Below are 20,953 nucleotides of genomic sequence, written 5' to 3'. Positions count from 1 at the left end.
AAAAAATTAAAGACAGTGGCTACAAATAGATCTCAGCAATGAAGACACTGGCCTGATCGGATGCTGTGAAGACATCGCACCTCCACTGAGCAACATATAGGCGCCAAGTTTATAAAGGGTTCAAATTGTAAGTTTCTGAGGTGTGTCTATGCCTAGGGTAGTCACGTGCACATTTTGCGGACAGCCAATAAAGCCGGGCCAAGGAATAATGTACGTAAGGCTAGACGGCACAGTTGAGCGCTACTGTTCCTCCAAGTGCTTCAAGAGCGCGGTCAAGTACCATAGGAACCCTAGACGCCTAGCCTGGGTACGAAAAGCAAAGGCACAGGCATAGAACTTTCATCTTGTAGCTCCAATAGATATAATTTTGTTACACGTCTCTGTTTCTATACCTAGTTTTCACCTTGTGCCAGTCGTAGACCCGTGGCACAATAATAGTTATAAACGTCTGCACCGAAACTCGCACAGGGAAAGTTATGTCTAGCGAGGCTGGCATCCAAAATTTAGAGGCAAAATCCGAACAACAGTCTCAAACCTTTATTCGGTCGCCAATTGTAGTTGTCCTAGGACACGTTGACGCCGGGAAAACTACTCTTTTAGACAAGATAAGGGGGACAGCTGTGGCAAAGCGTGAGCCCGGAACAATGACACAGCATATTGGAGCATCTTTTCTGCCATGGAAGGCGCTGGAAAGTATTTGTGGAGACCTGCTAAACAGGATCAAAGCAGAGATCATTATTCCTGGCTTCTTAGTGATAGATACGCCTGGGCACGAGGCATTCTCGAACCTTAGGAAACGCGGGGGCAGCATTGCGGACATAGCGATTCTGGTTGTTGACGTGCAACGTGGCCTAGAGCAACAGACATTCGAAGCAATAGATATTCTGCGCGAACGGAAAGTCCCATTCGTTGTAGCAGTCAACAAGATTGACAGGATCCCTGGCTGGAAAAGTTTTCCGGATAAACCCTTCATAGAGTCTTTCCAAAAACAGGAGCCTTCTGTACAGTTTAGGCTGGAGGAATTTCTAAGCTACATTATACAGCAGTTTAATTCCCTTGGCTTCCGCGCAGACAGATATGACCGTGTCCGCGACTTTACAAAGGTTCTCGCACTAGTGCCTCTCAGCGCCCTGACTGGGGAAGGCGTCCCTGACTTGATGCTTGTCTTAGCTGGGCTCGCCCAGAGATACTTGAAAAAGAGACTCGAGACAAAGATTAGTTCTGGCAGGGGCGTACTGCTCGAGCTAAAGGAAGAAGTCGGGCTAGGCACCACTGCAACGCTGATTCTATATGATGGAGTTATAAAGCGCGGAGACCTAGTTGTAACTGGCGGTCTAAATGGTCCAATAGTTACAAGGGTGAGATCCCTTTTAATGCCTAAGCCACTGGACGAAATGCGGTCGCCAGAAGACAAGTTCCAAGAAGTAAAAGAGGTTGTAGCCGCCGCCGGTGTCAAACTTGTAGCCGAGGGGCTTGAAGAAGCGATAGCAGGCGCACCTCTCTACGTTGTCACAAACGAGTCTGAGATCGAGAAATTCAGCAAGCTCGTAGAAGAAGAAATAAAAGGAGTAAAGTTCGAAAAAGACGTTGTAGGCGTTGTTGTAAAAGCTGACACGCTGGGGACCCTGGAGGCACTAATTGGATTCTTGAAGAAGAACAATATACCTATACGTGTAGCAGACATTGGCCCCGTCGCTCGTCGCGACTTGGTGCACGCATTAATGGTCAAGGAAAAAGACCCGCTCTATGCCGCAATTCTCGCCTTCAACGTGAAGATTCTTCCCGAAGCCAAAGAAGAGGCCGCAATGAACGGTATACCAATCTTTTGGGGAAACATAATGTATAGACTGGTAGAAGATTTCCAGGCATGGCACCAGGCCCAGAGAGAACAAGCCATAAAAGCCGCGTTCCAGAAACTAACGCCTCCAGCTGTTGTACAGATACTGCCGGGCTACGTTTTTAGGAGAAGAGACCCCATAATAGTAGGGGTTAAAGTAATTACTGGGCGTATCCGTAGCGGCGTCCCTCTTATAACTAAAACAGGTAAGGAGATAGGAGAGATAATGCAGATCCGTGAACATGAAAACGTGCTAGAATACGCCTCTGAGGGGGCAGAGGTAGCCATCTCGATCAGAAGCAAAGCGATGGTTGGGAGACAAGTCAACGAGGGAGACTATCTCTACTCGGATATACCTCTGGATCAGATAAACACCCTGTTGGAAAAATATGACAAGTATCTTACAGAAAACGAGAGAAACTATTTAAAGAAACTGTTAAGATTTAAAATGGGGCTTAGTAGCTCAATAGAGTACCCCTAACGTTCCAAGGGCGATGATGAAAAAACGCCTTCCGACACTAAATGAGGAGCAGGAGTACCCCTGAGTAAAAATTTTTCTCAAACACCGAAATATTCCTCGAGGTTTATCTGTTCAGCTTCTTCTAGTCTTTCCCCCTCCACCTCTTCCTGGCTCTCTACTGGGCTCTTCAGTTGCTGTTTTATTGCCTTTACGAGTGCCGGCCCAAAGCCCGGTATACGCAACAGCTCCTTCTCGTCTGCAACCGCTAGGTCATATATCGACCTATAGCCATGCTCGTACAGCTTCCTGGCCCTTACCCTGCCTATGCCCTTCAGCGCCACGAGTTCAAGTAGTTCTTCTTTTACCCCATGCGCTATTCTCTTGCTTAAAATGCTTAGTTTCACCGAGTGCTCATGGAAGCCTAGAATCTCCGCTATCTGGGAAAGAGAAAAAGATATCCATTCGGCTGTCTGCGTCAATGAGTATATGTCTCCTGGGCCCACGTCATACTTCTCTACGATGCTGTCTTCTGGAACCTCATTTATCCAGTCCTCGAGCAAGAGGGCTGTCTTGAGGTATGAAAGGAAGAACTCATACTCTATCTCGTCCTGAGGAACCTGGTATGGAATCTCTCTTCCTCTATCCTCAAGGACTTCTTCTAGATACTCATAGTCACCTCGCCTTACACCTATAGTCGTCATGTCCGGAGTTTTAGATACAAGGAAGAGGTAGCCCAACACCTCCAGGCTTTCATGCTCTTTGAAGAGTCTTATACCTTCGAGGGCTGTATCCGGATCAATGTATAGCTCGGCAATCCTTTTCCCTAGAAAAGTAGGATTAAGGACTCCGTTCTTTTCCTCTATAAGTCCACCGGCGATAAGTTTCTCTAGGTTTTTCCTTGCAAGCGGGAGGATACCAAATGTTCCGTATCTCTGTGCGAAAAATGTTCTGCCTAGAAATTTCTCTAGCATATCCATGCTTCTTATTTTCTCATCAGTGGAGATAACCGCTAGTAGCTGAGACCTTAAGACAGGCTCGGAACCCAGCTGTGACTGTAGATTCTCTGGCTCAGCATAGATATACTTCTTGAACAAGTATTCTACCTCCTCGAAGCTCCTCGCTATAAGTATGGCTTCACCCTCTTTGTCGAACTTTGGTCTACCAGCCCTACCAGCCATCTGCTTATACTCCATAACTGGGATACTCTCTTGGTAGCCCAGCTCAACATTGTATCTCCTGTAATCGGTGATGACAACCCTTCTCGCCGGTAGATTCACGCCTGCCGCAAGGGTGGGAGTTGCAACAACTGCCTTTATGTGGCCAGCCCTAAAGAGATCCTCAACTATTTCACGCGCGTCACCCGATAAACCCGCGTGGTGGAAAGCGACACCCCTGAGCAACAACTCTGCGAGCTCATGTGTAAGTTTATCGGCATGTAGCGACACTAGCTTTCTTGACGCTTCTTGAAGAACCCTTTTAGATCCTTCCGCTACAAATTTTCTCGATATATTTGCAACTTTTTTCGCCTCTGCAACTGCCGCCCTCCTTGTCGGAGAAAAAATCAAGACTTGTCCAGACTCTCTCAATGTGTCATATGTGAGACTGAGAACACTGTTTCCCAGGCTGTCTATCCTCCGCGTAGAGCCGTCAGCGAAGAAAATGTTTTCGTCGTAGTATACACCTTCTCTCAGAACAACAGGCCGCCAGTCTACTTTCACAGGTTTGGCATGGAGCCATCTAGCTACGTCTTCTAGGTTTCCAATTGTCGCGCTAAGCCCCAGAAGTTGCGGGGTATCTTCAGACATGAGTATACGTGTCAGCAACACTTCTAGCGTTGCTCCACGCTTCTCTGTTCCCAATAGGTGTATCTCGTCGGCAACTATAAGCGTTAGGCTGGGAAACCATGGAGCACTGTGACGCATGAGGCTGTCGGCTTTTTCGTTAGTGGTAACGATAACGTCGTACTTGCCCAGTGCTGGATCGGCAGAGTCATAATCCCCCGTGCTGAGAACGGTCTTGTACCCGAAGGCTCCAAAAAACTTTTTGAATTCTTTGTATTTTTCGGACGCCAAAGCCCTCAGGGGAACCAGGTATAGAACCTTTCCTCCTTCCTCTAGGTGCTTCAATGCAGCCAGCCCAGCCACGAGTGTTTTGCCAGAGGCCGTCGGCGCGCTTAGAACGATATTTTCGCCGTCTAGAACACCATTTTTTATCGCTAGTAGCTGTGTAGGGTAGAGGGACTTTACGCCCTCCTCTTCCAGCTTACTAATAATCTCTTGGGAAAAATATTTCGACAAAACCTGACGTGCAGGCGTGTACTCCATGAATACCACAGATCCGCTAGAGAGACACGACAGTTATATAGCCCTGTTTAGGCATCATTATCTCTCCGTTTTCTAGCAACTTGTCTACTGTCTTCCTCACAAAACTCTCCTCTATGCCCTTCTCACTAGCGGCTGCAATAACGTCTTCAATACTCACGGGTTCACCATTGTTTTCTCTGACAAGGCTCTTAATTATATCTATTATTGCAAGCATCTTTTCGCGCTGGGACTTTGGCTGTCCAGTCATAATTGTGTCGATGTCTATTGTCTTTGTCTGAGTATCGATGCCCACGTTTCTCAAAAAGTATTCCATGAGACTAATGGCTACCTCAGCATCCTTTGCAGTAACAACCTCCCTTAAATGCATCCTGGCATGTGCCTCGGACAGCCTGATAAGTGCCTCTAGCTGGCGCGGCGTGATAGCGATTGGAGAATTTGGGTCCTCACTTTTAGACCTCATGTTCACATAGTACTCGACAATCTTGTTCTTTGCTTCAGGGGAGAGCTTTGGTCTTACATGTTTCCTTGCATAGGCTATATACTTCTTCAGAAGCTGTGCATTGAGAACATTTTCCAGCGTTGCTGGATATGTTTCTCCGTGGAAATCCACTACGTATTGGGCCAGTTCCTTGTCTCGGTCGGCGTTAGGAATATCACGTATGACAAATATAAGGTCAAACCTCGAGAGTATAGTTACTGGTAGATCAATGTTCTCTGAAATGTTTCTACCTGCAATATATCTACCAAACACAGGGTTCGCAGCAGCAAGTATAGATGTACGTGCATTTAGCGTAGCGACTATTCCAGCTTTAGCTATGCTCACCGTTTGTTGCTCCATTGCTTCATGTATGCTCACCCTGTCCTTGGTCTCCATCTTGTCGAACTCGTCTATACACGCGATACCGCCATCTGCCAAGACAAGGGCTCCAGCCTCAAGGTAGAACTCGCCGCTACTCTTCTCTTTGACAACCGCAGCCGTCAAACCAGCCGCGGATGCGCCCTTTCCAGAGGTGTAGAGCCCCCTAGGGGCTATCGTCGAAACATACCTCAACAACTGGCTTTTGGCGGTGCCCGGGTCACCAATCAAGAGTATATGTATGTCGCCTCTGACCCTTATCCCGTCGGGATGAACCTTCGGGACTCCTCCAAACAGGAGAAGCGCTATTGCAGTCTTTATCTCCCTATAGCCATATATAGATGGTGCAATAGAATTGACAATGACGTCCTCCAGGTCGCTTCTCCTGCTAAGCTCTAGAATTGCTTTTTCATCTTCAGGCGTTATCTCTACGTCTAGGTTCTCCTTTGCACGTATATCTATATAATTGGCCTCGAGATACATGTGGAAAATTGGCGGGGCATTTCTCACTAGCTTCTTGTCCTCCTCCATCTTTAGGAAGCCAATAACAGTCGCCCTGTCGCCCGGCCTCACTAGGTCCACTAGGTCTTCCTTTACTAGAACCTCTATAGAACGGGGGAGCTGTCCCGGAGGTAGTTCCTCGGGCTTCTCCTGCAGCACAAATTTCTGCAAATCAATGAACTTGCTCTTCTCCGGTAAAAGAACAAAGCCCGCAGACTTTTGTCCATTCTCAGAGCATACTGGGCAAACAGTTGGTTTGACGAGGCCCTCCCCCTCCTGTGGAACACGTATCTCGGTTCCACATGTTTTACATTTAAAAACCCCCTCGATAAGTTCCTGTTTTACAGGAGAAATCTTTGTTACTATCCCCTCAATAGCTATTAGCTTGCCTAGGTGCCGCGCCCTCACGTCCCGTATCTTGACGTGAACATTCTCAGGAAGCTTTGAGAGCCTCGCGTGGACTGTCTCTACCTCTTTCGCGTACTCTGGAACCTCTATTTCTAGAACCTCGCGGACAGCTTTTGAGGCGGCCTCAATAAACTCGTGGGGCTTTTCTAATAGATAATCAGCTAATTCCTTATCAAACGACAATAGATCCTCAAAATCAATAACAAGTGAAATACTACGCTCTATACTCATCCTGCGGATAGCTTCCCTGTACTTTTCCCTGCCATTAACCGTGAAACCCTTAAGGAACTCTGTTATCCTCTCAACGAGTGGAAGACTTTGGACAACTACTTGGCTAGACATGTTGATCCTCCATTACGAACATTTTCATCGACTGGGTCCACTCATTTATAGACTTGCATAGAGACGTGTAGAGTATCTGCTCCTCTTTCGTCATGGACTCCATAAACTCTCTGCTTATCTCTGGATGCGAAGCAGCAAGTCTAACTATTTTTGTGAGCCGTAACCTCAAGAGATCAAGAAACGCGATGCGTGTCTTTTCCAGCATGCCTTGGGCGGCCGCGTCTCCCGAAGCCGCCTTTCTTTTTAGCAGATAAAAGTAGATTTTAAGCTTCAGGTAAAAATTGTCGTCTAGAGAAGAGAGGCCCTCAGACTTTTCCTCGATCCAGGTCTGCTTACGCACTGCTGAGAGGTCGAGTAGCTTCCCCTCGTCATATTTTACACTGCCCTTTGCCTCGAGCTCCTTAGCAATGATGAACGGTAATTTGACTTTTGTCCCCTTTTGGAGCTGTATCTGTAGTCCGCCTGGAAGCACAACTACGTCGTTTTGTACTACTTCGACATCTACCTCTGCATCGTAGTAGAGCAGGGTGCCCGCCAGTTTATCTATCATCATTTAGTATTAGGCAATTGTGTTTCTTTGAGGTTTTCTACTAGATAACAGTGAAAGTAAAAACGTAATACAAAGATAAGACAAAAGACATTCTAACGCGTACTAATCTTTCTTGCTTCTCTCTCGGTCTCCCTAAGCAACACAATGTCGCCAATCCTGACTGGGCCCCTGACGTTTCTTGTTAGTATCCTGCCCTTGTCTCTGCCCTCTAATACTCGGACCCTTACCTGTGTGACTTCTCCAGTGATCCCAGTCCTGCCTATAATCTGGACTACTTCCGCTGGGAAGGCGTCGCTAAATTTATCCGCCGGTTGAGAGCCATGCGTACTCATATGAATTCACCAATAAACAACAAAATAAAAAGTTTTTGATTGAAAGTATTCTTTTCCTAAGATCTACTGTTTTATCTTTAGTGTTGATAGCTCCTTTATGATCTCGTTTACTAGACTTGCTGCTTCTCCTGGCTCAATTATGGCCGCAGCGGCGGCGGCAACGTTTATTCCGGCTGCCTTTCCTAGCCTTTCCTTGCTTGGGACATAGATGTAGGGAACCTTTTTCTCCTCGCACAGTAGGGGCAGGTGGGCAACAACCTCTGGCGGGTCAACGTCAGTAGCTATTAGGACGAGCTGTGCTTGTCCCCTCTCGACCGCTTTTGTTGTTTCATTTGTTCCTTTCTTTATTTTTCCTTTTTCCCTTGCCACTTGGAGTGCTTGGTAGGCTTTTTCGGCAAGCTCTGGGGGCACTTCAAACTTTACATAAAACGGTTTTTTCGACATATCGCTCACTCCTCGCTCATTCACCGTGTTGTCAATTAACCAGCTTAAATATTTTTTGATTCTATATTTGCACAGTGTCGTCCACGGTCTTCAGAGAAGATATCATAGCATATCTTGCCAGGTATCTTGGCAGAAAATATGCTGAGAAGCTACTTGAAAGTGTAACTACGCCTGGCACCCGCTATTTTTTCAGGGTCAACACACTGAAGACTAAGCCAGAAGACTTGTTGCATGAGCTACGTAGTCAGGGCGTAAATGTTTATCAGCATGCACATGTTCCAGAAGCGCTCTTTGTGCCCGTGGAGGGCCCTTTCGAGATAAGAAGACTAGACAAGGTTGTATATGTGGATAAACACACTGCCGAAAGCGTTTACGTGGGCGCCAACGTTTTTGCTCCAGGGGTCTACAAGGTAGAGAATGCCGAAAAGGGGGACTACGTATCGGTCATTTCTCCTAACGGTATACTTGTAGCAGAGGGAATACTCGAGATGGAGCCCGACGAGATTTTTTCGAAGAGAAGAGGGCTAGCCGTACGAGTGACAAGGTCTGTATACAAGGCCCAGTCGCTCCGAGATACTTCATATTTCCTCTCTGGACATATCTATCACCAGTCGCTGCCCAGCATGGTCGCCGTGAGGCTACTTGACCCTAAGCCCGGAGAAACAATTCTGGACATGTGCAGTAGCCCGGGGGGAAAGTCCACCCATGCAGCCCAATTAATGGAAAACACTGGAGAAATAATTGCCGTCGACCGCTCGAAGTCAAAGGTAGATATAGTCCTGGAGAATGCGAAGAGGCTTGGGATAAACATTATCAAGGGCGTAGTATATGACAGCAGATATATCTCGGAGGTTCTTGGGAAGGAGAGCGTAGATGCCGTGATACTTGACCCTCCTTGTAGTGCTCTTGGCGTGAGACCTAAACTCTACTATGACCGTTCCTACCAGGACATAGTCAAGCTTGCAAACTACCAGAGACAGTTTATAAGAGAAGCAGTCAATGTTCTACGTAGAGGCGGAAAACTACTCTATACCACTTGTACTTTTTCTCCACTGGAGAACGAGCTCAACGTCGTCCATGCTTTCAGCGATTTCGGGCTCAAGCCCGTCCCAATCTCTTTTCCAAACATCAAGACACCGCTCCTAGGCATCCCTGGTCTCCAGTTTGATCCCCATCTCCACGATACACCTGGATTCTTCATAAGCATCTTAGTAAAAAAGTGACACACCTCATGCCAAATACATGCTAAAAAGCTTAAATAAGTGGCTTGACGTTCTTAGAGACAGGTGAAATAAATGTTCCCAGCTGCACCTATGGCTGGATACGATAGAGCTATAACAATTTTCAGCCCTGAAGGCAGACTCTACCAAGTTGAGTATGCATTTGAAGCCGTCAAGAGGGGAATGACTGCGCTTGGAGTAAAAGCCGTAGACGGCGTCGTTCTAGCAGTCGAGAAGAGAAGCTCCTCCCCATTGATCGAGGGTACCGAGAAAATCAAGAAAATAGACACTCATGTAGGAGTAGCATTTGCAGGACTCTTTGGTGATGCACGCGTCTTGATCGACCAGGCTAGGGTATACGCACAGTCTCACAGGCTCGTTTATGGGGAGCCAATACCCATCGAGCTACTCGTAAAGAGGATATGCGACATAAAGCAGGTCTACACCCAGCACGGCGGAGTTAGACCGTTCGGTGTAGCATTCCTATTCGCAGGCGTCGATAGGGCTGGACCACACCTCGTACAGACGGACCCTGGAGGCACTTACCTGAGGTGCAAGGCGAGGGCAATCGGTATAGGTGCCCAGAAAGCAACAGACCTATTTATGAAGGAGTACCGCGAAGACATCAAGGTCGACGAGGCACTTATACTGGCTCTAAAGGCCCTAAGAGACTCTATGGAGGAGGGATTTTCTCCAGAAAACATAGAGCTTGCCAAGATAGATGTATACAGCAAGGAATTCAAAATACTCAGCGTTAACGAAGTCGCCGAGCTAATGAAAAAGCTCTAAATTTTGAGTAGCGCGCTATTCATCTACGGTTTTTTTAAATATTGGTTTTTGAATTATTCTTTCAGGCGTGAAACATGTCGAGCAAGAAGAAGCTTAGTATAGCAAGGCTTGAGAAGGGAGGAAAGCGGTACGAGATATTTGTGGATGTTGAAAAAGCCTGGAAATACAAGAACGGTGAACATATCAATATTAAAGAAATAATAGAGGGAGAATTCATCTATTACGATGCAAATAGGGGCCTTAAAGCTTCAGAGGCAGAGCTGAAGAAAATCTTTGGAACAGAGGACATATATGCTATTGCCGAGACTATCCTAAAGAACGGTGAACTGCTTCTTACAACTGAGCAGAGACGGGAACTAATTGAGCAGAAAAAGAGACAGATCATCGAGGCTATTTCCCGTAACGCTGTCGACCCTAGGACAAACGCACCTATCCCCGTCAAAAGGATAGAGCTAGCACTTGAGGAGGCACGGGTAAATATAGATCCATTCAAACCCGTCGAGCAACAGCTCCCCGACGTCGTTAAGGCCCTAAGAATGATACTACCAATGAAGATGATGCGCGCCATAATGGCTGTTCATATTCCAGCAGCCTACGTGGGTAAAACCTACAGCACCATTGGCAAAATGGGCAAGGTTCTACGTGAGAACTATCTTAGCGACGGCTCGCTACAGCTGGAAATAGAGATACCCGCAGGGATGCAGACAACTCTAATAGAGAGAGTCGCCTCTCTGACAAAAGGAAACGGCGAAGTAAAACTACTTAAAACAGAAAGCGTATAGGTGTCACTATGCCGATATATGTTAAGGATAGACAAATAGTGGTGCCAGGAGAAGCAATTGGTGAACAGGGAAAAATAAAGATAGAGGGACACGTCTTCAGGATTGGGAAAAAATACTATTCAAAGGTGCTAGGAGTCGTAACAATAAACGAGGACGCAAAGGTTCTTAGAGTAATACCCCTGAAGGGAAAATATTTCCCTGTCGAGGGTCACACAGTTATAGGAAAAATCATTGACGTTGGCTTCACCAGCTGGGACGTTGACATAAATTCTCCATACACAGCTGTCTTGCCTGTTTCCGAGGTTACAAGCAAGCCTGTAACAATCTCTAGGACAGACCTCTCCAAGATACTTGACGTTGGAGACCTGATACTGGCGAAAATAGTCTCGTTTGATTTAAACAAGGACCCTGTGCTCACAATTAAGGAGTCTAAGCTTGGCAAGATACCCCGTGGCGTCCTCGTCGAGATACCTCCACAGAAAATACCGAGAATAATCGGGAAAAAAGGCTCAATGATCTCAATGATAAAAGAAATGCTCGGCGTCGAGCTCATAGTTGGTCAGAACGGTAGAATAGTTATAGTTGGAGAAGACCCATACAAGGTTGAATTAGCCGTGTTAACAATCAGAAAAATCGAGTCAGAGGCTCATACCACTGGATTAACAGATCGTATTAAGAAGTTTATAGAAGAGAGGTTGAGAACATGAAGAAGACTCCACCAGAAAGACTAATAGATGAAAATGGAAGAAGAATCGATGGACGACTCCCAGACGAGATGCGGCCGCTACGCATAGAGGCCGGGGTACTCAAGAACGCAGACGGCTCGGCATACGTAGAGCTAGGCAACAACAAGGTCATAGCCGCGGCATATGGCCCAAGAGAAGTCGTGCCAAGGCACGAGGCACTGCCTGACCGCGCGGTTTTCAGATGCAGGTATACTATGTTGCCTTTCTCGGTGGACGAGAGGAAGAGTCCTCAGCCGTCTAGACGCGAAGTGGAGCTTTCAAAAGTTATTAGAGAGGCCCTTGCTCCGGCGATTTTCCTCCAGGAGTACCCGAGAACAGCAATCGAGGTCTACATAAACATTATCCAGGCAGACGGCGGAACAAGAACAGCAAGCATAATAGCTGGGGCGGTGGCACTTGCAGACGCAGGCATCTCAATGAGAGACCTCGTAGCCGCCATAGCCGTCGGGAAAATAGGAGATATACTAGTCCTAGACATAAACGGCATAGAAGACCAGTTCGGAGACGGAGACATGCCGATAGCCATGATGCCGAGCAGGGGAGAAATAACACTTCTCCAAGCAGACGGAGTATATACGCCCCAACAAATAGAGGAAGCAATCAAGCTCGCACAAAAGGCAATCCAAAAGATATATGCCGAGCAGGTGCGAGCATTAAAATCAAAGTATGAAGCGATAAAAGAGAGTGAGTAAAATGTCTGAGGAAAGGATATATCTACCCTCCATAAAGCGGGACGTTATACTTGCCTCACTAGCAAAGGGCGAGAGACTAGACGGGAGAAAATTCGACCAGTACCGCGAAATAAGGCTGGAAAAAGGCATAGTGGGCAAAGCCGAGGGCTCCGCCAGGGTATACATAGGATCCACACAGGTAATCGCCGGTGTAAAACTATCTATAGGCAACCCCTTCCCTGACACGCCAAATGAAGGAGTCCAAATAGTAAACGCCGAGCTATCACCCCTAGCGTCCCCGCTCTTCGAGTGGGGGCCCCCAGGCGAAGAAGATATCGAGCTTGCAAGAGTCATAGACAGAGGCCTTCGAAGCGCCCGCACCGTAGACCTCTCCAAACTTGTAATAATACCGGGCACAAAGGTCTGGACTCTCTACATTGACATATACCCCTTAGACCACGACGGAAACATCATAGACGCAGCGGGCCTCGCTGCCCTCCTTGCACTCCTAGACACAAAGGTCCCAAAAACCACAGTAGACAATGGAAAGATAACTGTCTTAGAAGAAAAAGAACCGCTACCCGTAACCAATCTTGTAACCTATGTAACCGTCGCAAAGATAGACGAATACCTTATCCTCGACCCGACACTCGAAGAAGAACTTGCAGCCGACGCAAAAATCACCTTCGGAGTAACAGAAAAAGGGGAAATATGCGCAATACAGAAGAGCGGCGAGGGATCCTTCAAACCAGAAGAAGTCCTCAAGGCAAGAGACCTAGCGATAAATGCCTCGAAGCAACTTTTCGAAGCCGTCAAGAAAACTGTAGGCCTCGCAGACACGTCTCAGCAAGCCCAGCAAGCGTAGCACTACCGCTAAATTTATATTAATGATGACCTTCTCTTCCCAAGGTGTTAATTATGGGTAAACACACGAAAGTCGTCGGGCCAGCTGGACGCTTTGGCGCAAGGTACGGAGCCACACTCCGTAAAAAAGTCGCAGCAATAGAGAGAAAAATGAAAGGCAAACACAGGTGCCCAAGGTGCCAAGCAGTCGGCACAGTTAGGCGTCTCAGCGTCGGCATCTGGTACTGCGAAAAATGCGGCTACAAATTCGCTGGCGGGGCCTGGCTACCAAAGACAGAAGCTGGAAAAACATTCACACCAGAAGAACTAAAACAAATGGGACTCTAGAGACTTTTTCGCTAGACAGGCCACTTCTCTCGGGGACAGCTCCCTAACCCTTTTCTCTTCCGAAATATTACAATTTTCGAGAAGCTCTCTCGTCGCCTTCCTGTCCACTTGCAGGCCAAATTCAAGCGCCCTGGCTATCTTCCTGTTTATGTAGGGAAAAACCCTTCTAGTAAACTCTTCAACAACCCTTACCTCTTCGAGGTCTCTGTCCCGCCTAGGCACAAGCCTCAAAAAAGACGTGTAAACCTTGGGCCTAGGATAGAAAGAGTAGGGAGAAACATCAAACAGCCTCTCAGCGTCATAACACAGCCTCGCTATAACACTGAGCCTGCCATAGTTCCTCGACCCCTCACTAGCGAGAACGCGGTCAGCAACCTCCTTCTGAACCCCCAGAAAAGCCTCTTCCAGACCGAGGTCATAACACAGCCTAACAATCAGAACAGACGACAGGTTAAACGGAGTGTTCGACACTGCAACATGCCTCGACAAACTATTCTCAAAACACGTAGCATCACAAAGCATAAGATCCACATTGCCGACACCCCGCCTCTCCAGCTCACGCTTCAAAAGCCCCAGAAAAACCCTGTCAACTTCACAGCCATAGATATACTCCGCTTTTCTGGCCATATAGAGAGTCAAACTGCCCAAGCCACTCCCAACCTCAAAGACAACCCTGTCCTCTACCAGAGACGCAACCCTCTCAGCAACTAAGTCATCAACCAAAAAATGCTGGCCAAGACGCTTCTTCACCCCAACAAGACCCGCCAATCCATACACATACTCCCTAAGCATACCACGCGCCACAAGAGCCCCAGACCATCATTTTATAAACAACAATCAGAATCACCTATAAAAAACGTTAACGCGAACAAAAAGAAAAACCTCATAATATATGGAATCACAATGAGGCTATCCCTCGCCACCAGAATCATCCAACCTTATTCCCTTTCATAAAACATTTAAACTCCTCAAATATAGTATTCATGCAACGGAGGCCCCGGTGGTGCAGCGGTAGCACGCCGGACACGTGCCCTTATACACGCCGGAGTGTGGAGCGCTCCTGCGCGCATAAATCCGGCGAACCCGGGTTCAAATCCCGGCCGGGGCCCCATAGGTTTTTTGTTATATGATCATGGAAACAAACATCTCATTTAGCTATTCAATAATAGTTCTGTTTCTGACGTCGACACGTATTTCTCATTGTTAGAATTTGTTTTGCGCATGTGGGAGGTAGAATGGCGCCGGGGCCGGGATTCGAACCCGGGCACCCTTTTGGGGTAGTGGATCTCGAGTGTGGCTTTTGGGGTGTCCACCGCCTTGGTCCGCTCGGCCACCCCGGCTAAGAAATAATGGTTGCAAGTAGATATTAATTTTACTGGGGCGTAACGTAAAAATACTTGTTTCTCGGCATTTGTTCCTGGGATGATGACTCTTAGTGGTGCGAGTTGTGAGCGTGTGAGCAGCCACTGACTGCTGTAGATTTATTTATATGTGTGTGATGGATTGTTTGCGTGGTTGTGATATGTCGAAGTGGAGGCTGAGGTGTGAGAAGTGCTCGTCTGAAAGGGTACTGGATCTTGGTTTTAATCTTTATGAGTTTAAGAAGGTTTATCTGTATTGTCCAAGGTGTCAGGAGAATACTCCCCATGTTGTTCTAGGCGTGGAGGCTCCCGAGGCTGTACAGACTTAGGGTAGACTCTTTACCTTTTTAGTTTTACGAGCGTGACTCCTTCGAGTTTTTCGGCTATGTCTTCTGCTTGGGTAGTTATGATTGCTTGTCTAAGTCCCAGACTGGGGAGAATATTTTTCAGGAAGGATATCTTGATCTGTGTGTCTACGTTGGGCAGTGGCTCGTCTAGTATGACGAAGCCGACTTTCTTGTTTGTGAGCATGCTTATTCCGAGTACCAGTGCCAGGAAAATTATTGTTTTTTGTCCGTCGCTCATACGGGAGGTGAACGGGAGCCAGTTTCCAGAGGTTTTTGCCTCTATAACGTAGGTGCTGTACTTTTTCTGGGGTTGCCTGTCCTCTGCTTTTGGGGGCGTCCTGATGCGTACTCTAACTTCTTCTATGTCAGTGTATGGATACATGGTTTTCACAAGCTTGTTCATTGTGTTGTTGAGTTCATGGATCTTGTTTTTTCTGAGCTCCGAGTGGACGTTTATTAGGATACCCTTTATCCTTGAGATGTTTTGTGCCATGCGGGCTATGCGTTCACGTTCTAGTCTGAGTTCTTCCAATTTATCCATTGTTCTTTTTATTTCCTCTGACTTCTCTTCGAGAAAACTTAGCCTTTGCGTTTTCTCATTTATCCGGCTATCCAGTTCCCTGATTTTTTCCTCGAGCTCTCTGTATTTTTCCCAGTATGGTTTGAGCTCGGATAAATTGGCTTGAAGCTTGGATAAATTTGACTTTATCTCGTATGCCTGGTTTACGAGGGGTATCTTTGCATATTCTTTTCGAAGCCTTGAAAGCTCGTTCCTGGCCTGTTTAAGCTCTACCTCTATATCTTCGAGAGCTGCCTTAGCCTTCTGGAACTCCATGTTCTCTGTCTCCAGCTCTTCCTCGATTTGCTGTTTCTGGTCTAACATTTCATGATAGGTGTCATATCTGTCCTGTAGAGAAATAATAACCAAGTTGTATGTCCTGAGGTCCTCGAGGGCGGATTTAAGTTCTTTTATTCTTTCTTCCAGCTGTCTTATTTTTTCCTCTATGTCCCGCATCTTCTTTGAGCCTTGGGACACGTCTAGCTTGGCCTTTTCAAGGAACTCCGACGTTACCTTGGAGCCGCATACTGGACAGTCTGCCTCGCCGTTCTTTGCAACCTTCTCGGCAACGTGTCTCTTCAAGACAAGTGCATAGCGTTCCATCTGGCTTGCCCTCTGAAGTTCATCGAGTTCCCTAGAAAGCTCCTGTATTTTCTGGTGAAGCTCCTTTTCGTCTCCATACTTGTTTTTTAGCTCTTCAACTATTCTTTCGGCTTTCTCGTAGTTATCCACGTCCCTCTCAAAGTTGACAAGGTTTTCCTCTATGGCTCTAAGCCTGCCATGGAGCTCCTTAAGGTGGGCCTCTTGCTCCTTTAGTGCTTCATATTTCTCGTAGTATATGTTTGTAAGCTCCGAATAAGCGGCCTCGAGTTCTCCAAAAACATTTTCCAGGTTTTTGCCTCCTATCTCTATGTTCTCTATTTTTTTTCTCGTGGAATCGGGTACCTGGAGCTTTTCAGCTGTACTTAGTAATTTTTCCTGAACCTGTATTAGAGCCTCTGTTATTTCTTCCATGCTTAGAACTCCTTTCTTTAGCTGTTCTTCTAGAACCTTTAAAGCCCCTTCTCCACCCTTAATCTGTTGTTCTATTTGTTGATACTTCTCTGCGTAGGGTTCGAGCTTCTTTTTCTCGTTTTCAAGCTTTTCCTTTTCTGCCTTAAGACCCTCGAGCTCCTTCTTTACAACTGTATACTCTTCTTGGCCACTTGTCTCGTAGGTCTCTCCGCCGAATAGTTCCCGAATGCTCTCTATCTGTGAATCTATCTCGTTGAGCTTGTTTTCGAAGAGTTTTATTGAGAGGGAACTTGCAAGCTCCTTGACAGACTCTATCCCCAGCAATCGATCTATGACATTGCTCCTAGCTGACGGGCCACCATAGGCGAGCAGGAAAAGCGAGACATAGCTCACAGCGACGCTCCTAGAGAACTCGAAGAAGTCTAGTCCGGTGAGTTCCTCGACAAGACCCTTTATCGCTTCGGCTCCCTGGATTGTTTCACCGCTTGGCAACACAAGTGTGGCTTTTTCTTTTCCACTCTTCGTTATTATACGTTCAAACTTATAGAGACCTTCCCCTTCAGCCTCGACCAGCAGTGAAACCCTTGCCGTTTCCGATGAATCATTTACTAGATCCCGCCTGGTGTAAAGCTTCTTGTCGATGTTGGCGTCTGTCCCGTAGAGGGCATACTCGATGGCGGAGATGATGCTACTCTTTCCGGATCCGACTGGTCCAGAGATAACCGTTAAGCCTTCATTTATCTTGATCTTGAAGGGATCCCTAAAGACTCTGAATCCTTCAACTTCAAGCTCCCTCAAGAGAAGCGTCATACTGTTCCACCAGGGATTCAAGCAGCTCTTTTACACCTTTTCTACCCCTCGACTTATATTCCTCAAGTATCTTCAGGGCTAGGTCCCTTGCTTCGGGATCCCCGCTCAGCTCTTTCTCGAAAATCTCCCGCAACATGTTTTCTATGCTTTTCCCAATGTGTTTCTCTTCAGACGTAGCGCTCACCTCTTCCTCTCCCTGGAGAGAATCCTAAGCCAAGGATTATCCTGTATAAAGCTTGGAAGACCAGACAAATCTTCTGTCTTCGGGGACTCGGGGACCTCCTCTTCTACTCTTTTCGCCTCTATGCTGTATGTTTCCTCCTCTACGTGTGGAGCCTCTACAGTCCTTTTCTCGACCCGCCGCTCCTCGGGAACCTTTACTGGACGTGCAGGTAACTCCTCCCTAACGGGACCTTCCCGTGCTTCCACGGGTTGCTTCGGGCCACGCCTGGGCGCAGAAAAAATCTCTAGAACGCCTTCCTCGCTAACCACTAGGAGGCCAGCCTGATAAACCTCTTTAAAATGGTTCTTCAGCTCTCTTAGACCCGTAAGCTTAAGCCACGCCCTGCGGTCAATCACTATATAGACCCTGTCGTAGGGTGCCTTGTAACAGACACGGCCAGCCGCAAGTATCTTGTCTTCGACCTTGCCGGCTCCCTCTACAACAATAAAGCCATACCTTAGGCCAGACGAGTCCTCGGCGACGAGGTCAAAGTCGCCGGCCGGCTCCTCCACTATCTTTAATCCTTGCTCTTCAACAAGATAGCCTGATAGCAGACCTAGTATTTTCCGCTTTTGGAGCCCTCCACTATACATTTTTCCTAAAAAAGAGACACATAACTAATATATAAACACACAACAGGTGCCGCGTCCTAGTAGTGAACCCCTCTCTTGTACCATCCCTCACGGGTCTTCCAGTTCCATTCTACCTCGTCTGGAACAGCTATACCGTACACAATGGTCCCTTTCCACACCGAGTAAAGCGGGTCTGACACAAGCCTAACATTGCTCTCAATGCCCAGCTTCTTCAACTCATAGGCAACCTTCTGGGCGCTATCGACAGCCACATCCTCAAGCCCCTTCGGAACCCTCCAGGCAAAGTTGCCACCGCTGAGAATAATGTCCCTGTAAAGCTCGGGCTGTAGCTCTATGCTTGTCCTAGACACAGAGTGCACAATGGCCTGCGATAGCGGCATTGTTCCCCTTATCCTCTCGCCTCCAATAACAGTGTCACGGGGCCTGGGCATTCCACGCTTATAGTAGCTCTCAAACATCTCGTGCTCCGGATTGAAGATAGCCTCCCCTATGAGGAACCTCGCCCAGCCCATGTTCCCGAGATCCACCTGTATAGTGGTCCCCGGAACACTGAAGACAGTTCTAAACCTTTCGGGCTCTTTCCTGGCCTTCTCCACTGCCTGGCTGAGATCCCTGGGGATTAGGCCCACAGCCTCTTTAAACTGTCTCACAAATTTTTCCTCGTGAGCCCTATCCTCGTAGCCAAGATCCCTAAGTATCTCGGCGGCAATTGCGTCCGCTTCGGCTCCTCCCCTGTTAAGCGCGACGATTGCATTCCTTATGGGATACATCGAGATAGGCGTTATCTGTGTGTTCCCATGTCCAGACTCTATAACAACACATGTGACAGTTTTCTCTGCAATGGCTACCGCAAGAGGCTGGGGAATAATTGTGACTGCCTTGACCAGCTTTTCCTCGGCGTCGATCTTTGCATGAATATCGAATATCCTCTCATACATGTAGTCTGGGGCAATTGCTGACAAGGCCGCCGTCACATAGAAGCCCTCAAAGTCCTTGCTCTTTGGACGAGTAGCCTCGAAGCCATACCTCGTAATCTCTAGAAGGACCCTCCAAGCTCTCTCGTCGTCCTTGTCAACTATACCGTCACGCATGGGATAAACCAGGTAACGTCCAACATCATCGATGCTACCCAGGTACCTAGAGAGCTCTGGACCAACAACAACATCCTTCCTCACGCCGAAGATATCCAGCAGGAGCTTCGACTCGCCGATAAGAAACAAGCCCCTGTTATCTATGACTAGAGGCTTCTCGGCTATGGGACCAAACTTGAACTGGCTTGTCCCGTAGTCCTCTCCATACACGTACTTCTTCTTGTACTCGCTTATCGACAAGACCTACACCCACAAAACAAGACCAATCAACATAAATAAACACTATGCTTTTAACGGCGCCAACGAGAAGAGTCGAAAACCTTTTAGATACTGAATATCCCTACACAACACATGCCAAGAAAAATAGAGATAACGATTGAGAAGTTCGGGAAACAGCTAGCAGTACTCGAACTAAAAGAGGCACAGATACCCCTTTCCTTTAGCAATCTATCCCAACTAACCAGGCTCGTAACCGTGGTAAAAAAGGCCGGACCACTCCTCCTCATAAACATCCAGTTACCAATGAGCCCCGAGGGCTCAATTGCCTCGGGCTACAAGACAGGCGAAGTACTCACGGTTCCCTCTTCTAAGTCACTGGCAATAGTCACACAGGACAAGGACTCGTTACCCCTAGAGGTATACAAGGCTGGGACAGTAAAGGACGGGCTGGAAAACCTCCTAAAACTGGAAGACGGATCCATAGTCACGCTCAAGGCCAGAATCATAGCCGAAGAAGAGCAAACTGTTTAAAAGCCAAGCCGCACACTATAGACCGTGTCTAGCGGTGAAAACGAGGCAAAAATAGAGAGAGCAATAAAAGTCAAAGTGGAGACACTCGGTGACTTGGCGAGACTAGCAAGTAGCGCAACCACGCTTGGACACATGGTCTACATCATACACTACGAGGAAAACTCTAAACACTACTACGGGGTATTCATTGTTTTTCGGGACTACTACAAGATGTATGGCCTCCCCATGTTCTACTACTATGAGACCGAAAAGCCCCTAAACGGGAACTACATCCTATTCAAGATGGACGACTCGGGCGAACAACTAGAGGTAGCCAAGGGCACTAAGCCCGGCTACATTACGATACCAATAGTAAACTTCTCGAAGAAGCCAGAGATACTATAAAAGAAAAACAGCAAAAGACGACGCTATAATCTCTTTACTGTTTTTTCTCGAGCAGTATCTCGATGGTGCTGATGGTCCTCTTCTTGTCTCCTTCGCCGACAGTCTCGCTGCCAATCTTTATGCTACTAACGTCGACTTCGCCCTTGAGGAACCTGCTCCTGACGATCTCTGCAACGTCGACAGCCCTGCTGATTGCTCTTCCCCTTGCCTTTATGAGAACCTTCTTGGCGCCCTGGTTGAACTGTATGACGGCTGCTAGGACGTAGTTCATTACGCTCTTGTTTCCTACTAGTACGCTTCCTTCTGTCACGGACATTTTGTTCACCTTTTCGGCAACGTGTTTAACGACGTATCATTAATAAAGGTAT

23 protein-coding genes and 2 tRNA genes are annotated in these 20,953 nt (G+C 47.3%); 13 read left to right on the top strand and 12 right to left on the bottom strand.

The window, feature by feature from the left end:
• Positions 1 to 148 precede the first annotated feature (148 nt).
• Together QXT17_RS02385 and infB are read left to right on the top strand one after the other, a co-directional pair.
• The gene (locus QXT17_RS02385) at positions 149 to 334 is read left to right on the top strand and encodes a 50S ribosomal protein L24e (protein ID WP_020962428.1); all 186 of its coding nucleotides are present in this window, start codon (positions 149 to 151) and stop codon (positions 332 to 334) included.
• 142 nt (positions 335 to 476) lie between these two features.
• Positions 477 to 2,318, top strand: a complete 1,842-nt coding sequence (infB, locus tag QXT17_RS02380) for a translation initiation factor IF-2 (protein ID WP_342783735.1) — start codon at positions 477 to 479, stop codon at positions 2,316 to 2,318.
• A gap of 77 nt (positions 2,319 to 2,395) precedes the next feature.
• On the opposite strand, the gene QXT17_RS02375 is transcribed toward infB, so the two are convergent.
• The 5 genes from QXT17_RS02375 to rpl7ae all read right to left on the bottom strand — a co-directional run bounded on the left by QXT17_RS02375 (position 2,396) and on the right by rpl7ae (position 8,054).
• Positions 2,396 to 4,621, bottom strand: a complete 2,226-nt coding sequence (locus QXT17_RS02375) for a DEAD/DEAH box helicase (RefSeq protein ID WP_020962430.1) — start codon at positions 4,619 to 4,621, stop codon at positions 2,396 to 2,398.
• A gap of 16 nt (positions 4,622 to 4,637) precedes the next feature.
• Positions 4,638 to 6,728, bottom strand: coding sequence for a minichromosome maintenance protein MCM (mcm, locus tag QXT17_RS02370; protein ID WP_020962431.1), 2,091 nt, complete (start codon positions 6,726 to 6,728; stop codon positions 4,638 to 4,640).
• Complete coding sequence (locus tag QXT17_RS02365) at positions 6,721 to 7,281, bottom strand: DNA replication complex GINS family protein (protein ID WP_148682030.1); 561 nt, start codon at positions 7,279 to 7,281, stop codon at positions 6,721 to 6,723. Before QXT17_RS02365 ends, mcm begins: the two co-directional genes overlap by 8 nt.
• Before the next feature lie 89 nt (positions 7,282 to 7,370).
• On the bottom strand, positions 7,371 to 7,610 hold the full coding sequence (locus tag QXT17_RS02360; RefSeq protein WP_020962433.1) for a 30S ribosomal protein S28e: 240 nt from the start codon (positions 7,608 to 7,610) through the stop codon (positions 7,371 to 7,373).
• A gap of 63 nt (positions 7,611 to 7,673) precedes the next feature.
• A complete protein-coding gene (gene rpl7ae / locus QXT17_RS02355; protein WP_052885644.1) occupies positions 7,674 to 8,054 on the bottom strand; it encodes a 50S ribosomal protein L7Ae in 381 nt (126 codons plus the stop codon).
• A 74-nt stretch (positions 8,055 to 8,128) separates the two neighbouring features.
• Between rpl7ae and QXT17_RS02350 the strand changes: the two genes are divergently transcribed.
• From QXT17_RS02350 to QXT17_RS02320, 7 genes are all read left to right on the top strand, one after another.
• Positions 8,129 to 9,277 carry an RsmB/NOP family class I SAM-dependent RNA methyltransferase gene (locus QXT17_RS02350; protein ID WP_052887206.1) on the top strand — a complete coding sequence of 383 codons (1,149 nt, stop codon included), beginning with the start codon at positions 8,129 to 8,131 and terminating at the stop codon, positions 9,275 to 9,277.
• Between the two features lie 72 nt (positions 9,278 to 9,349).
• On the top strand, positions 9,350 to 10,063 hold the full coding sequence (gene psmA, locus QXT17_RS02345) for an archaeal proteasome endopeptidase complex subunit alpha (protein ID WP_020962436.1): 714 nt from the start codon (positions 9,350 to 9,352) through the stop codon (positions 10,061 to 10,063).
• Positions 10,064 to 10,137: 74 nt separating this feature from the next.
• Positions 10,138 to 10,845: a ribosome assembly factor SBDS gene (locus tag QXT17_RS02340; protein WP_020962437.1), complete on the top strand. Its 708-nt coding sequence runs from the start codon at positions 10,138 to 10,140 to the stop codon at positions 10,843 to 10,845.
• A gap of 8 nt (positions 10,846 to 10,853) precedes the next feature.
• Positions 10,854 to 11,552: an exosome complex RNA-binding protein Rrp4 gene (gene rrp4, locus QXT17_RS02335; protein WP_020962438.1), complete on the top strand. Its 699-nt coding sequence runs from the start codon at positions 10,854 to 10,856 to the stop codon at positions 11,550 to 11,552.
• Positions 11,549 to 12,283 (top strand): exosome complex exonuclease Rrp41, encoded by a 735-nt coding sequence (rrp41, locus tag QXT17_RS02330; protein WP_020962439.1) that lies wholly within the window; start codon positions 11,549 to 11,551, stop codon positions 12,281 to 12,283. Before rrp4 ends, rrp41 begins: the two co-directional genes overlap by 4 nt.
• 1 nt (position 12,284) lies before the next feature.
• Positions 12,285 to 13,127, top strand: a complete 843-nt coding sequence (gene rrp42, locus QXT17_RS02325) for an exosome complex protein Rrp42 (RefSeq protein WP_052887207.1) — start codon at positions 12,285 to 12,287, stop codon at positions 13,125 to 13,127.
• A gap of 53 nt (positions 13,128 to 13,180) precedes the next feature.
• The gene (locus QXT17_RS02320) at positions 13,181 to 13,453 is read left to right on the top strand and encodes a 50S ribosomal protein L37ae (RefSeq protein WP_020962441.1); all 273 of its coding nucleotides are present in this window, start codon (positions 13,181 to 13,183) and stop codon (positions 13,451 to 13,453) included.
• Here QXT17_RS02320 and rsmA read toward each other — a convergent pair.
• Positions 13,433 to 14,245, bottom strand: coding sequence for a 16S rRNA (adenine(1518)-N(6)/adenine(1519)-N(6))-dimethyltransferase RsmA (gene rsmA / locus QXT17_RS02315; RefSeq protein ID WP_052887208.1), 813 nt, complete (start codon positions 14,243 to 14,245; stop codon positions 13,433 to 13,435). The genes QXT17_RS02320 and rsmA overlap by 21 nt on opposite strands.
• Before the next feature lie 202 nt (positions 14,246 to 14,447).
• Here rsmA and QXT17_RS02310 point away from each other — a divergent pair.
• A tRNA-His gene (locus QXT17_RS02310) sits at positions 14,448 to 14,564 on the top strand.
• A 125-nt stretch (positions 14,565 to 14,689) separates the two neighbouring features.
• On the opposite strand, the gene QXT17_RS02305 is transcribed toward QXT17_RS02310, so the two are convergent.
• Positions 14,690 to 14,793 (bottom strand) — tRNA-Ser (locus QXT17_RS02305).
• A 182-nt stretch (positions 14,794 to 14,975) separates the two neighbouring features.
• Between QXT17_RS02305 and QXT17_RS02300 the strand changes: the two genes are divergently transcribed.
• A complete protein-coding gene (locus QXT17_RS02300; protein WP_187148150.1) occupies positions 14,976 to 15,143 on the top strand; it encodes a hypothetical protein in 168 nt (55 codons plus the stop codon).
• 10 nt (positions 15,144 to 15,153) lie between these two features.
• On the opposite strand, the gene QXT17_RS02295 is transcribed toward QXT17_RS02300, so the two are convergent.
• From QXT17_RS02295 to QXT17_RS02280, 4 genes are read right to left on the bottom strand one after another with little or no spacing between them, the layout of a single operon-like run.
• Positions 15,154 to 17,544 (bottom strand): SMC family ATPase, encoded by a 2,391-nt coding sequence (locus QXT17_RS02295; RefSeq protein WP_342783213.1) that lies wholly within the window; start codon positions 17,542 to 17,544, stop codon positions 15,154 to 15,156.
• A complete protein-coding gene (locus QXT17_RS02290; RefSeq protein ID WP_020962446.1) occupies positions 17,519 to 17,728 on the bottom strand; it encodes a hypothetical protein in 210 nt (69 codons plus the stop codon). The genes QXT17_RS02295 and QXT17_RS02290 overlap by 26 nt, the downstream gene beginning before the upstream one ends.
• On the bottom strand, positions 17,725 to 18,360 hold the full coding sequence (locus QXT17_RS02285) for a hypothetical protein (RefSeq protein ID WP_020962447.1): 636 nt from the start codon (positions 18,358 to 18,360) through the stop codon (positions 17,725 to 17,727). The genes QXT17_RS02290 and QXT17_RS02285 overlap by 4 nt, the downstream gene beginning before the upstream one ends.
• A gap of 56 nt (positions 18,361 to 18,416) precedes the next feature.
• Entirely contained in the window at positions 18,417 to 19,691 is a 1,275-nt protein-coding gene (locus tag QXT17_RS02280; RefSeq protein WP_020962448.1) for a hypothetical protein, read from the bottom strand.
• A gap of 111 nt (positions 19,692 to 19,802) precedes the next feature.
• On the opposite strand from QXT17_RS02280, the gene QXT17_RS02275 reads away from it, so the two are divergent.
• On the top strand, positions 19,803 to 20,201 hold the full coding sequence (locus QXT17_RS02275; protein WP_020962449.1) for a hypothetical protein: 399 nt from the start codon (positions 19,803 to 19,805) through the stop codon (positions 20,199 to 20,201).
• A gap of 24 nt (positions 20,202 to 20,225) precedes the next feature.
• Positions 20,226 to 20,585 (top strand): hypothetical protein, encoded by a 360-nt coding sequence (locus QXT17_RS02270; protein ID WP_020962450.1) that lies wholly within the window; start codon positions 20,226 to 20,228, stop codon positions 20,583 to 20,585.
• A 34-nt stretch (positions 20,586 to 20,619) separates the two neighbouring features.
• Here QXT17_RS02270 and albA read toward each other — a convergent pair whose 3' ends face one another.
• A complete protein-coding gene (gene albA / locus QXT17_RS02265; RefSeq protein ID WP_052885645.1) occupies positions 20,620 to 20,901 on the bottom strand; it encodes a DNA-binding protein Alba in 282 nt (93 codons plus the stop codon).
• Between the last annotated feature and the right edge of the window lie 52 nt (positions 20,902 to 20,953).

The organism is Thermofilum sp. (genome assembly GCF_038871435.1).
GTDB classification, from domain to species: Archaea; Thermoproteota; Thermoprotei; order Thermofilales; family Thermofilaceae; genus Thermofilum; species Thermofilum adornatum.
The sequence above is the reverse complement of the archived record's forward strand: the minus strand, read 5'-3'. Positions and strand labels throughout refer to the sequence as shown.